At 64.0% G+C, this 12,755-nt stretch carries 10 protein-coding genes; 4 read left to right on the top strand and 6 right to left on the bottom strand.

The genetic code is table 11. From position 1 onward, the window contains the following. The first annotated feature begins 1 nt into the window (after window position 1). Window positions 2–847, top strand: a complete 846-nt coding sequence (locus tag V6M39_RS06680) for a carbohydrate ABC transporter permease (RefSeq protein WP_332642983.1) — start codon at window positions 2–4, stop codon at window positions 845–847. Window positions 848–850: 3 nt separating this feature from the next. Beyond that, window positions 851–2,014, top strand: coding sequence for an ABC transporter ATP-binding protein (locus V6M39_RS06675; protein WP_332642982.1), 1,164 nt, complete (start codon window positions 851–853; stop codon window positions 2,012–2,014). A gap of 78 nt (window positions 2,015–2,092) precedes the next feature. Here V6M39_RS06675 and V6M39_RS06670 read toward each other — a convergent pair whose 3' ends face one another. The 4 genes from V6M39_RS06670 to V6M39_RS06655 are packed head-to-tail and all read right to left on the bottom strand — an operon-like array spanning window position 2,093 to window position 5,299. After that, the gene (locus V6M39_RS06670; RefSeq protein ID WP_332642981.1) at window positions 2,093–2,899 is read right to left on the bottom strand and encodes a ParB N-terminal domain-containing protein; all 807 of its coding nucleotides are present in this window, start codon (window positions 2,897–2,899) and stop codon (window positions 2,093–2,095) included. Window positions 2,900–2,946: 47 nt separating this feature from the next. After that, window positions 2,947–3,555: a metallophosphoesterase family protein gene (locus tag V6M39_RS06665; RefSeq protein ID WP_332642980.1), complete on the bottom strand. Its 609-nt coding sequence runs from the start codon at window positions 3,553–3,555 to the stop codon at window positions 2,947–2,949. 39 nt (window positions 3,556–3,594) lie between these two features. Next, the gene (locus tag V6M39_RS06660; protein ID WP_332642979.1) at window positions 3,595–3,948 is read right to left on the bottom strand and encodes a DUF4233 domain-containing protein; all 354 of its coding nucleotides are present in this window, start codon (window positions 3,946–3,948) and stop codon (window positions 3,595–3,597) included. Between the two features lie 13 nt (window positions 3,949–3,961). Then, the gene (locus tag V6M39_RS06655) at window positions 3,962–5,299 is read right to left on the bottom strand and encodes a bifunctional folylpolyglutamate synthase/dihydrofolate synthase (RefSeq protein ID WP_332642978.1); all 1,338 of its coding nucleotides are present in this window, start codon (window positions 5,297–5,299) and stop codon (window positions 3,962–3,964) included. 130 nt (window positions 5,300–5,429) lie between these two features. Here V6M39_RS06655 and V6M39_RS06650 point away from each other — a divergent pair, with 130 nt between their 5' ends. Both V6M39_RS06650 and valS read left to right on the top strand, forming a co-directional pair. Then, a complete protein-coding gene (locus V6M39_RS06650) occupies window positions 5,430–7,553 on the top strand; it encodes an MMPL family transporter (RefSeq protein ID WP_332642977.1) in 2,124 nt (707 codons plus the stop codon). Window positions 7,554–7,617: 64 nt separating this feature from the next. Beyond that, window positions 7,618–10,200, top strand: a complete 2,583-nt coding sequence (gene valS, locus V6M39_RS06645) for a valine--tRNA ligase (RefSeq protein ID WP_332642976.1) — start codon at window positions 7,618–7,620, stop codon at window positions 10,198–10,200. Between the two features lie 8 nt (window positions 10,201–10,208). Here valS and V6M39_RS06640 read toward each other — a convergent pair whose 3' ends face one another. Both V6M39_RS06640 and clpX read right to left on the bottom strand, forming a co-directional pair. After that, on the bottom strand, window positions 10,209–11,360 hold the full coding sequence (locus tag V6M39_RS06640; protein WP_332642975.1) for a saccharopine dehydrogenase family protein: 1,152 nt from the start codon (window positions 11,358–11,360) through the stop codon (window positions 10,209–10,211). A gap of 47 nt (window positions 11,361–11,407) precedes the next feature. Next, window positions 11,408–12,682: an ATP-dependent Clp protease ATP-binding subunit ClpX gene (gene clpX, locus V6M39_RS06635; RefSeq protein WP_332642974.1), complete on the bottom strand. Its 1,275-nt coding sequence runs from the start codon at window positions 12,680–12,682 to the stop codon at window positions 11,408–11,410. Window positions 12,683–12,755: the final 73 nt, after the last annotated feature.

Genomic DNA, 12,755 nt, shown 5'->3' with positions numbered 1-12,755 from the left:
CATGACCAGCGACCTCAAGTCCAAGATCGGCACCTCCGTCGGCGTCCTGCTGATCCTTGTCTGGTGCCTGTTGCCAGTGGCCTGGATCATCTCGCTGTCGTTCAAGTCGCAGGAAGCCGTCACGAATGGCAGCCCTGGGTTCTTCCCGGCGGACGGCAGCGGCGCCGGTTGGCAGAACTACAAGGACGTGATCCAGGACGACCAGTTCGGTCGGGCGATCTTCAACTCGATCGGCATCTCACTTATCGCGACTGTCCTCTCTGTGATCCTGGCGACGCTCGCGGCGTATGCCATCGCGCGGCTCGAGTTCAAGGGCAAGAAGTTCGTGCTGACCACGGCGCTCGTGATCGCGATGTTCCCCGTCGTGTCACTCGTCGGCCCACTGTTCGACATGTGGCGCACCATCGGCATCTACGACACCTGGATCGGACTGATCATCCCCTACATGTCGTTCACCCTTCCCCTCGCGATCTGGACCCTTTCGGCGTTCTTCCGCGAGATCCCGTGGGAGATGGAGCAGGCGGCCCAAGTCGACGGAGCGACCTCGTGGCAGGCGTTCCGCAAGGTGATCGTGCCGCTCGCCGCTCCCGGCGTGTTCACCGCGGCGATCCTGACGTTCTTCTTCGCGTGGAACGACTTCGTCTTCGGCATCTCGCTCACCTCGACGGAGAGCGCCCGCCCCATACCCGCGGCTCTGTCGTTCTTCGTCGGAGCCGACCCGTTCAACCGACCAGCATCGCTGTTGGCCGCCGGAGCCGTGGTCGCCACTGTCCCGATTGTCGTTCTCGTCCTGTTCTTCCAGCGCAAGATTGTCGCCGGCCTGACCGCCGGCGCAGTGAAGGGTTGATCCATGGCTGCCATCGAAATGAAGAACATCGTCAAGAAGTACGGCGACGGATTCCCGGCCGTGAACGACGTCAGTATCGATGTCGCCGACGGAGAGTTCATGATCCTGGTCGGACCCTCCGGCTGCGGCAAGTCGACCCTGCTCCGCATGATTGTGGGCTTGGAGGACATCACCTCGGGCGACATGGTGATCGGCGGCGACCGCGTCAACGATCTGGCACCGCGGGACCGCAACCTCTCGATGGTCTTCCAGAACTACGCGCTCTACCCGCACCTCACGGTCTACGAGAACATCGCGTTCCCGCTCCGCCTCGCCAAGCGACCTGAGAAGGAGATCGACGAGAAGGTTCGCGAGGCGAGCAAGACGCTCGACCTCGACGAACACCTCCAGCGCAAGCCGGCCAACCTCTCGGGTGGCCAGCGCCAGCGAGTTGCGATGGGCCGAGCCATCGTGCGCGAAGCGAAGGCGTTCCTGTTCGACGAGCCACTGTCCAACCTCGACGCCAAGCTCCGCGGTCAGATGCGTACCGAGATCGCCCGCCTGCAAAAGCGTCTCGGGATCACCACGGTCTATGTCACCCACGACCAGACCGAGGCCATGACGCTTGGTGACCGGGTGGCCGTCATGAAGCGTGGCGTCCTGCAGCAGCTCGCCACTCCTCGCGAGCTGTATGAACAGCCCGTCAACCTCTTCGTCGCTGGCTTCATCGGCTCGCCGCCGATGAACTTCCTGCCCGCGACGGTCGAGGGCGATCAGGTCACCCTGCCGTTCGGCACGTTCCCGATGCCCCAGGCCAAGGCCGAGAAGGCTGCCGGCAAGGGACTCCTGATGGCCGGCATCCGGCCCGACCACTTCGAGGACGCCTCGGTCATGAAGTCCGGATCAGCGGACCCGAAGCGTACTTTCAAGGCGCGCATCGACGTCAAGGAATGGCTCGGCGACCAGCAGTACGCCTACGTGCCCTATGAAGCCGAGGCCAAGGTCCAGGACCAGCTCAAGGAACTCGCGCGTGAGTCAGACAGCGACTCCCTGCGGACCCAGCTCGTCGTGTCACTCGACTCAGACAGTCAGATCAAGGAAGACGACGACGCGACGTTGTTCATCGACACCGACAAGATGCACCTGTTCGACCCGACCAGCGGAGACAACCTGACCGTCGGCTTGTAGGACTCAGCGGCCACGATTTGTGACGCCCAAGGCGTATCCGCAGCACGATGACGCCGTGGGCGTCACAAATTGCGGGGATCAGCGCTTCTTCTTGCTTTTGGCTTTCACGGCTGCCAGGACTTCGGCGTTCCACTCGTGCTCACGGATTAGCCGATAGCGCTCGCATGCCACGCGCACGTACGCCTCGGCGGGTCGTTCGCCTTCACCGCGTACGCCCGCTTCGTCGATCATCGCGACGACCGGCACGAACTCCTCGGCGTACCAGCGCGCTGCCATGGTTTCGCGATCCATGTAGGCACCCTCAGACTGCATCGTGCGAGTCGCCCACGCCTCGACGGCCTCAGCGATCTCGCCGTACTCAGCGGGATCGTTGACGGCCACAGCCGCTCGCGCCTCACCCGTGAACGGGACCCGCTGCAGCATGAGCCGTCGCCAGAACTTGAGCTCGAGATCTGCACGCGCATCGATACCGACCGGGGCCAGGAACGTTTCGATCGCTGTGACGCGTGCCTCGATGAGCTTGACCCCCAGACTCCGCGCCACCGAGACGCGGTGATGTCCGTCGCGTACGAAGTAGTAGTCGCCGATCTGGAAGACGTCGATCGGAGGGATGATCTCCCCCGTTCTGCTGGCGCGCGCGAGCTTCTCCCAGCGTTGTCTGCTGACCGCAGATGTCGGCCGGAAGCGGCGATCGAAGTCGCGCACCTTGTCGACCGATCCGACAATCGCGTCGAGCGGGATGACCCTGGTGCCGACGTAGTTCTCGGCCTTGCGGCCCAGCGCGTCGACGACTTCGTCGAATGACATCGACTGCACAACGTCCTCTGCGTCATTGCGGAGCCGCGCAGCAAGCCCAGAGAGCACTTGGTGGCGGCGCGCCTTCATGAAGTCACTCTCCGCGTCCACCCGCGGCGACCCTGAGCTGCTGGCCATCAGATAGTCCCTCCCGCTGCGACCGCCGACCGCTCGACCTCCAGCACCTGCCACGGGATGACGTTGCGGATCGTCGTGGACCCAAGCTGCCGATCCGGCTTGTGCATCCCATATGGGTGGATGTGGCCGTGCAGGTGCCATGTGGGGCGGAGCTCCTGAATGACCTTGTGCAGCGCCGCGATGCCGAGGTGAGAAGGATCAGGCTCGTCGCCGAGACCGAGTGGTGGCGCGTGGGTCAGAAGGACGTCGACAGGTCCCTGAGCGCTCTTGAGGAGCAGCCGAGCACGCTGGTCGTACTCCTTCTGCGTGTACTGATGATGCCCGTCGTTGTAACGCACACACCCACCCAACCCGGCGATGCGCAACCCTGCGACGCTGACGACCTGCTCGTCGACACTGACCATGCCGCTCGGTGCTGCGCCCTGTCGAATCGCCGGATCGTGATTGCCGGGGACGTATGCGGCTGGGACGCCGAGCGACGCGACGATCGACTCGAGGTAGTCCCACGGCAGGTCACCGGCCGCGAGTACGAGGTCGACCTGCATGTCCAGCACCCGCGAGTGCGCTGTGGGGAGCTCCTCGTCGGCAACTGCCAGAACTCGGACCATCCCACGACACTAACCCGGCCTCGGCCAGATGACACCTGCTCAGGTTGCGCCTGACCCACCTTCTGCTTCAGCGGCCCATCGCGCCTTGTCTGCCTCGATCTTGCGTCCCAAGAAGTATGCGCCGAACCACAGGGCAGCGAACATCGCGCCCACGAAGAACATGACTGGTACAAGGAAGCCCAGGCAGATCGCGCCGACCTGTATGAGATGCCCGACGACGTACGCCTCGGGACGACGCAACGCGCCAGCCGTGAGCAGGCACAACGCAGCCAGGCCGAGACCGAGGGTCAACGCCAACGGCGTGGACACATCCTCGACCGAGATCATCACCGGCACAGCGAGGGCAAGGATGATGGCCTCGAGCGACAGCATGGCCGCACACATCCCTCTCATGACCAGAGCCCGCTCACGAGATTCCGCCGCCGAACAGCGTGCGCGCCTCACCGACCGTGATCACGGAGCCAGTGACGAGTACGCCACCGCTGCCGATTGCATCGTCATAGCCCTCGGCTGCGTCGGCCATCAGCACGGCGCGCTCCAAGGCATCGTCGAGACGAGCCACCACAGTGACGCGCTCGGCACCAAAGATGTCTTCGGCTATCTCGGCCAGGTCCATCGCTGACATCGATCGCGGGGTGCTGTTCTGCGTACAGATGATCTCGGCCATCACGGGGTCGAAGATCCTCAGCATCTCCTCGACGTCCTTGTCGGCCATCACGCCGACGACGCCGATGAGCGGGCTGAACGAGAAGGCATCCTGCACGGCCTCGACTGTCGCGCGAGCGCCGTGTGGGTTGTGCGCAGCATCTAGCAGCACGGTGGGACTCCGGCGTACGACCTCGAGCCGGCCGGGGGACGTGACCTGCGCAAACGCATCACGTACGAGTTCTTCGTCAAGCTGCTTGCTGCCGGTGAAGGCCTCGACAGCTGCCAGCGCGTACGCGGCGTTGTGCGCCTGATGTGCACCGTGCAGCGGCAGGAAGATGTCGGTGTACTGAGCGCTGATGCCCTGCAGCGAGATCTGCTGGCCGCCGAGTGCCGTTGCTCGATTGGTGACTCCGAAGTCGTTGCCTTCATGCAGCGCAATCGCGCCGACGTCGAGTACTTGTCGCATCAGCACGTCGAGCACGTCCTGCTCCTGCTGGGCGATCACGGCGTGCGATCCGGCCTTGATAATGCCGGCCTTTTCCACGGCGATGATTTCAGGACGATCGCCGAGGTAACTGGCGTGGTCGACCCCGATCGGCGTCACCACGGCGACCTGACCGTCGGCGACGTTGGTCGCGTCCCACGAGCCGCCCATGCCGACCTCGATGACTGCCGCGTCAACGGGTGCATCGGCGAAGGCTGCGAACGCCATCGCGACCATCATCTCGAAGTATGAGAGCGGGTGCTCTGACGAGTCGTCGACGATCTGCGCGTACGCGGCGACGTCGGCAAATGCGTCGACGAACAGCTGCTCCGACAGCGGTTCACCGTCGAGCACAATGCGCTCGGTCATCGACTGCAGGTGAGGGCTGGTGAACCGGCCTGTACGCAGGTCGAGTGCACGCAACAGAGTGTCGATCATCCGGCTCGTCGAGGTCTTGCCGTTCGTACCCGTCAGGTGGATCACGGGATAGGCGTGTTCGGGGTCGCCCAGCAGCCTGCACAGCGCCGCGATGCGGTCGAGGGAAGGTTCGAGTCGGGTCTCGGGCCAGCGACCAAGGAGTGCCCGTTCGACCTCGGCATACGTGGGTGTCATTGCCGCCCAGTATCGCATCGCTCAGGGGAGGTCTCAGGGTCGACACCGATAGCGAAACTGTCGGTCAGTTCCGGCATGATGAGACCACCGAAATCACGACCAAACTTCGCTCGCCACGAGGAGCTTTTTCATGAACCGCAACATTGCCGGATGGGTCACCCATCACTGGACCAAATGGGTCATCCTGGTTCTCTCACTCTTGTTCATCGGCGGTGTCGGCTTCACGCTCGGCCCCAAGCTCACCAGCGTCCAGGAGAACGACATCAGCTCGTGGCTCCCCGGGAGCGCCGAGTCGACCAAGGTGATCAACCAGTCTGAGCAATTCGCCGACCCTGATGCCGTGCCAGCCGTGATTCTCTACGCCCGCGACTCTGGCATCACGCCCGACGACCTGGCCAAGGCAACTGCGGATGTCGAGGCTTTCAAGGAGGTCAGCTCCGTCAGCGACGATGTTGTCGGGCCGATTCCCTCCGAGGACGGCAAAGCCCTTCAGGTGATCCCGACCCTGCACATGGGCGACGACGGCTGGGACAAGCTGCCCGGTCTCATGGATGACATCCGCGCAGTTGCGAACAAGAACACCGGTGGGCTGGAAGTCAGTTTTGCTGGCCCGGCGGCTCTTGGAGCCGATCAGGCCAAGGCATTCGAGGGCATTGACGGTGTCCTGCTGTACTCCGCGGTCGGGATCGTCTTCATCATCCTGCTGATCACCTACCGCAGCCTCCAGCTCGCCATCCTGTTCCTGGTGGTCGGCGTGATGGGTGCCGTGCTGCCCGCGCAGGGCGTCGTCTACCTGTTGGCCAAGTACGCCGATTTGACTGTCAACGGGCAGAGCGCTGGCATCCTGAGCGTCCTGGTGCTCGGTGCAGGGGTCGACTATGCCCTGTTGCTGGTGGCTCGCTATCGCGAAGAACTGCACAACTACGAGGACCGCCATGAGGCGATGGCGCACGCCCTGCACCGTGCTGCTCCGGCCATCCTCGCGAGTGGTGCGACCGTGATCATCGGCCTGCTGTGCCTGATGTTCGCCCAGATGAACTCCACTGCCGGGCTGGGTCCGGTCGGCGCCGCGGGTATCGCCGTAGCGCTGCTCATCATGATGACGTTGCTGCCGGCGCTGCTCGTCATTGTCGGTCGTTGGATCTTCTGGCCGTTCGTTCCGCGCTTCGGTGACCCGATCAAGGCCGAGAAGGGCATCTGGGCCCGGACCGGCCAGCGCATCGCCAAGCGACCTCGTGCGGTCTGGGTGACCACGACCCTGATCCTCGTCGGACTCGGATTCGGTATCACGCAACTCGGTGCCAACGGCCTCAGCAACGAAGACAGCTTCACCAAGGAGCAGCCGTCGGTCGTGGCCGAGGCAAAGCTCGCCGAGCACTTCCCCGGAGGTGCCGGAAGCCCGGTCGCCGCAGTGGCCAACACCGCGCAGGCGCCAGCAGTCCTCAACGCACTGCAGGGTGTCGAGGGTCTCGACCCGAAGTCCGTCGTCGAGAAGGGTGCCGCTGGAGGCACGACCTACTTCGAGGCGACGCTCAACTCCGCGCCGGACTCGCAGGACGCGTACGACACGATCGACCGGGCCCGAGATGCCGCCCATGCCGTCGACGGAGCCGACGCACTCGTGGGCGGTTACACAGCCGTCAACAAGGACGTGCAGGAAGCCTCTGCCGAGGACAACCTGTTGATCATCCCGATCATCCTGGTCGTGGTGCTTCTGGTGCTCGCCGTGTTGCTGCGGTCGATCGCCGCCCCGGTGATCCTTCTGCTGACGGTCGTGGTGTCGTTCGCCGCGGCACTCGGCATCAGTGGCCTGGTGTTCAAGTACGTCTTCGGGTTCGAAGGTGCTGACTCGTCACTTCCGTTGTTCATCTTCGTGTTCCTCGTGGCACTGGGAATTGACTACAACATCTTCCTGATGACGAGAGTCCGCGAGGAAGCGTTGAAGTTCGGCACCCGCCGAGGCGCCCTGATCGGACTTGCTGCGACGGGAGGCGTCATCACATCAGCCGGATTCGTGCTCGCCGGCACGTTCGCGGCGCTCGCAACGCTGCCGATCGTGTTCCTCGCCGAGCTCGGATTTGCTGTGGCCGTCGGTGTTCTGCTCGACACGATCATCGTTCGATCGGTTCTGGTCACCGCGCTCAACCTCGACATCGGCAAGAAGATCTGGTGGCCGAGCAAGCTCGCCGCCAAGGACGATGTGCCCGAGGGAACAGCCGGTGACGACCTGATCGAGTCCAAGGTCACGGTCTAGTCAGCTCCCAGACGTCGCGGGTCACCACGGTGGCCCGCGACGTCGCCATTTAGACTTGCCTGTTGTGACTAGTTCCTCGCCGTTGGGCGTTCCCGAGAAGCCCGTCCTCGAAGGCTTGGAAGCCACGTGGACCGCGCGCTGGGTTTCGCAGGGCACCTACACATTCGACCGCACCAAGACGCGGGACGAAGTCTTCTCGATCGACACTCCCCCGCCCACCGTTTCGGGTTCGCTGCACGTCGGGCACGTGTTCTCCTACACGCACACCGACCTCATCGCGCGCTACCAGCGCATGCGGGGCAAGGAAGTGTTCTATCCGATGGGCTGGGACGACAACGGCCTGCCGACCGAGCGCCGCGTCCAGAACTACTTCGGCGTGCGCTGCGATCCATCACTGCCGTACGAGCCGGACTACACCCCGCCGACAGAGCCCGACCCCAAGCGTCAGGTGCCCGTCAGTCGACAGAACTTCATCGAGCTCTGCAACAAGCTCGTGATCGAGGACGAGAAGGTCTTCGAACAGCTCTGGCGCACCCTCGGCCTCAGTGTCGACTGGAAGCAGACGTATACGACAATCGGCGACGAGTCCCGCACCGTCGCCCAGCGCGCATTCCTGCGCAACGTCGCCCGCGGCGAGGCCTACCAGCAGGACGCGCCGACCCTCTGGGACGTCACCGACCAGACGGCAGTCGCCCAGGCTGAGCTGGAGGCGCGCGAGTACCCCGGCGCCTACCACCGCGTCGCCTTCCACGGCGCGGATGGCCCGGTCTACATCGAGACGACCCGACCAGAGCTGCTCGCAGCCTGCGTTGCCTTGATCGCGCACCCCGAGGATGACCGCTACAAGCCGCTCTTCGGCACCACAGTCCGCTCCCCTTTGTATGACGTCGAGATCCCGGTCGTGGCACATCCTGCCGCCGAGATGGACAAAGGTGCAGGCATCGCGATGTGCTGCACCTTCGGTGACCTGACCGACGTCATCTGGTGGCGTGAGCTGCAGCTTCCCAACCGTACGATCATCGGCCGCGATGGACGGATCCTCGCCGACGCGGGCGACTGGATCACCGACGCAGAGGGCAAAGAGCGCTACGCAGAGATCGTCGGCAAGACGACCTTTACCGCCCGCGAGCTCACCGTCGCCGCACTCCGTGGGACCGGCGACCTGGACGGCGAGCCCAAGCCCACCCAGCGCATGGCCAACTTCTACGAGCGTGGCGACAAGCCGCTCGAGATCGTCTCGACCCGCCAGTGGTACATCACCAACGGCGGCCGCGACGCAGACCTGCGCCAGGCGCTGGTTGCCCGCGGCGATGAGATCAACTGGGTCCCCAAGTACATGCAGTCGCGACTGACCAACTGGATCGACGGACTCAACGGTGACTGGCTCGTCTCGCGTCAGCGGTTCTTCGGCGTCGCGTTCCCGGTCTGGTACCGCCTCGACGCCAACGGTGAGCCCGAATACGACTCGCCAATCCTCGCTGACGAGGCATCGCTTCCCGTCGACCCCGCAGCTCAAGCGCCTCCCGGCTTCGAGGAGTCACAGCGCGGCGAGGCCGGTGGCTTCATCGCCGATCCCGACGTCCTCGACACTTGGGCAACGTCCTCGCTGTCGCCGCAGATCGCCTGCGGCTGGGAAACCGATAACGATCTGTTTGAGCGAACCTTCCCGATGGACATGCGCCCCCAGGCTCACGACATCATTCGCACCTGGCTGTTCTCGACGGTGGTCCGCTCACACCTCGAGCACGGTGTCGCTCCGTGGCGCAACGCAGCGATCTCCGGATTCGTTGTCGACCCCGACCGCAAGAAGATGAGCAAGTCCAAGGGCAATGTTGTCGTGCCCGACGAGATCATCAGCAAGTACGGTGCTGACGCCGTGCGTTGGCGCGCTGCCGGCGCACGTCCCGGCACTGACTCGCCGTTCGACGAGACGCAGATGAAGGTCGGACGCCGTCTCGCGATGAAGGTGCTCAACGCGAGCAAGTTCGTGCTGGCTCCCGAGGAGCAGTACGGTCTCGGCGCCGACGGCGCCTTCCTCGACGCGTCACTCGTCACTGAACCGCTCGACCAGGCCATGCTCCAGCGCCTCCGTCTCGTCGTCGACGAGGCGACAGCTCGCTTCGATGAGCTCGACTACGCGACTGCTCTCGAGGTCACTGAGAAGTTCTTCTGGGAGTTCTGCGACGACTACCTTGAGCTCGTCAAGGAGCGCTCGCGCCGCGACGATGCCGGAGGCAAGTCCGCCAAGGCTGCCTTCGTGCTCGCCCTGTCCGTGCAGCTCCGCCTTCTCGCGCCGTTCCTGCCGTACGTGACCGAAGAGGTCTGGTCGTGGTGGCAGGAAGGCTCGATCCACCGCTCCAACTGGCCAGTCAACGACGCTGACCTGACGACCACTTCGCATGATGCTGCGCTACTTGCGGCCGCCGCGACCGTTCTCGCGGGCATCCGCGGCGCCAAGTCGACCGCCAAGGTCAGCCAGAAGACCGAGGCGACTCTCGTCACGGTTCGGGGACCACAGGATCAGCTCGACGCACTCGCGCACGCGTTGGACGACGTACGCGCAGCCGGCAAGGTCACCGGCGAGCTGTCACTCGTCCCCGAAACGATCGAGCACCTCTCGGTTGAGGTCGTACTGGCAGAGGCGTAGGGCGTGTCCTACAGCGTCTCGAAAGTGATGCCGGCAGCCTGGAGCCGCTTGATCAGCACATCGCCCATCGCAACTGCCGTGGTCGTCTGACCCGACACCTTCGGAAGGGTGTCGAACGCCAGGCACATTGCAGCCTCCCCGAGCATCTTGGATGTCTCGGTGTAGCCGGGGTCGCCGCCGCTCACCTGGGTCGTGACGGTTTTGCCGCCGCCCTCGCCGATCAGGCGCAGCTTGAACCACGACGACGCACGCTTGGCCTCGTCAGGACCGTCTCCCGGATCCTTGAGCTTTAGCAGCAGGTTGCGGGTCAGGCTCAGCTGCGAGCCGGCCAGCAACACTCCGCCGCCCACCACGGTGCCGACCATCATCGGCAGCCGCTTGAACTGCGCGAAGTGTGAGTAGGTGAATTCCGGTCCATAGCGTTCAAGTGCACGGGCGGACCGCAGCACGATCTGAGGATCGATTGTGGGAAGTGGCAGCGCCCAGCCGTTGCCGTCTGCTCCGCGGCCGATCTTGCCCGAGCCCTTGATCCGACGACCCCGCGGCCGACCCTCGGCCTTCTTGCGCTCGGCAGCGGTCTTGCCAGCCTGGCGCACGCGAGAGAACGCGCCGATCGCCGAGTGGTAGGTGCCGCCCGAAGGGCCACCACCAGCGCGGATGTAACCCTTGACCGAGAGCGGCACGCCCTCGGGAAGCTGTTGAACGGTGTAAAGGACGCCGAGGTCGTACGGAATCGAGTCGAACCCGCACGCGTGGATGATGCGGGCGCCGCTCTTCTCGGCGATGTCGTTGTACTTGAGCCACATCTTGTCGACGAACTCCGGCTCACCGGTCAGATCGACATACGCGATGCCCGCCTCGGCACACGCCTTGACGGCGGCCTCGCCATGCTTGATGTAGGGGCCAACAGTGGTGATCAGAACCCGCGTCTGTGCAGCGAGGGCCGCCATCGACAGCTCATCGGCGACATCGGCCTCGAGGATGTGCGGACGGATGCCGCCGTTGCCCTCAATGCGCTCGGCAATCGCCTTCAGCTTGTCCTTGTTGCGACCCGCGATGGCCCAATTGGAGCCCACCGGGAGGTTTGCGCCGAGGTAGTCAGCGGTCAGGGAGCCGGTGAACCCGGTCGCCCCCAGAAGTGCGAGATCGGCGGTTGCCACAAGCATCTTCCTTTCAGGCGTCTAGCCCTTCGAACGTCGTTCCTGGGCTAGGACGCCTTCTTGGCCACTTCGTCGTGGGTAAGAATCGTCGGACCCTCGGTGCCAGCAACGGTCTGCTCCGTCACGATCACCTTTGCTACGTCATCACGGCTCGGAATCTCATACATCACCGGTTCGAGCACAGCCTCGATGATCGAACGGAGCCCGCGAGCACCTGTGCCACGTGTCAGAGCCAGCTCGGCCATCGCATCGCAGGCATCGGTGCTGAACTCGAGCTCGACGCCGTCGATCTCGAACAGGCGGACGTACTGCTTGGTCAGCGCGTTGCGCGGAGTCGTGAGGATCGCGACGAGCGCGTCCTTGTCGAGGTTGTCGACAGCAGCGATGACCGGGAGTCGGCCGATGAACTCGGGGATCAAGCCGAACTTCAACAGGTCCTCGGGCAGCACCTTGGAGTAGAGCTTGGACGGCTCGTCCTTGAGCTTGCCGATCTCGGCGTTGCCGGGATTGAACCCGAGGCTCACCTTGCCGCCGCGCTGCTCGATGATCTGGTCGAGTCCGGCGAAGGCTCCGCCGACGATGAACAACACGTTGGTCGTGTCGATCTGGATGAACTCCTGGTGCGGATGCTTGCGGCCGCCCTGCGGCGGCACGGAGGCGGTCGTGCCCTCAAGAATCTTGAGCAGCGCCTGCTGCACACCTTCACCGGAGACGTCTCGGGTGATCGATGGGTTTTCGCTCTTGCGGGAGATCTTGTCGACCTCGTCGATGTAGATGATGCCCGTCTCGGCCTTCTTGACGTCGTAGTCAGCGGCCTGGATCAGCTTGAGCAGGATGTTCTCGACGTCTTCACCGACATAGCCGGCCTCGGTCAAGGCAGTGGCATCGGCAATCGCGAAGGGCACGTTGAGCATCCGGGCAAGCGTCTGCGCGAGGTAGGTCTTGCCGCAACCGGTAGGACCGACGAGCAGGATGTTGGACTTGGCGAGCTCGACCTGGTCGTCCTTGCCGCGGCTGCTGGATGCCTGCGACTGCACACGCTTGTAGTGGTTGTAGACCGCGACGGCGAGCGACTTCTTGGCGCCGTCCTGGCCGATCACGTAGCCATTGAGGAAGTCGTAGATCTCTTGCGGCTTGGGCAGCTCACCCAGACTGAGCTCAGCACCTTCGGCGAGCTCCTCCTCGATGATCTCGTTGCAGAGGTCGATGCACTCGTCGCAGATGTAGACACCCGGACCTGCGATGAGCTTCTTGACCTGCTTTTGGCTCTTGCCACAGAAAGAGCACTTCAGCAGATCGGCGGTTTCACCAATGCGTGCCACGGGAAGAGTCCTCTCGATCGCTGCGTTCGGCCCGAGACGTCGAAGGCGTCAATTTCACCCTAGCCGCGATTGG

The sequence above is a fragment of the Aeromicrobium sp. genome (assembly GCF_036675695.1).
Classification (GTDB): Bacteria; Actinomycetota; Actinomycetes; order Propionibacteriales; family Nocardioidaceae; genus Aeromicrobium.
Note: the sequence above shows the minus strand (reverse complement) of the source record. Positions and strands in the feature narration are given on the sequence as shown.

Excerpts from the sequence above, each read along its gene's own strand:
- V6M39_RS06680 (WP_332642983.1), top strand. The coding sequence starts at position 2 with ATGACCAGCGACCTCAAGTCCAAGATCGGCACCTCCGTCGGCGTCCTG.
- V6M39_RS06675 (WP_332642982.1), top strand. The coding sequence starts at position 851 with ATGGCTGCCATCGAAATGAAGAACATCGTCAAGAAGTACGGCGACGGA.
- V6M39_RS06670 (WP_332642981.1), bottom strand. The coding sequence starts at position 2,899 with ATGAAGGCGCGCCGCCACCAAGTGCTCTCTGGGCTTGCTGCGCGGCTC.
- V6M39_RS06665 (WP_332642980.1), bottom strand. The coding sequence starts at position 3,555 with ATGGTCCGAGTTCTGGCAGTTGCCGACGAGGAGCTCCCCACAGCGCAC.
- V6M39_RS06660 (WP_332642979.1), bottom strand. The coding sequence starts at position 3,948 with ATGAGAGGGATGTGTGCGGCCATGCTGTCGCTCGAGGCCATCATCCTT.
- V6M39_RS06655 (WP_332642978.1), bottom strand. The coding sequence starts at position 5,299 with ATGACACCCACGTATGCCGAGGTCGAACGGGCACTCCTTGGTCGCTGG.
- V6M39_RS06650 (WP_332642977.1), top strand. The coding sequence starts at position 5,430 with ATGAACCGCAACATTGCCGGATGGGTCACCCATCACTGGACCAAATGG.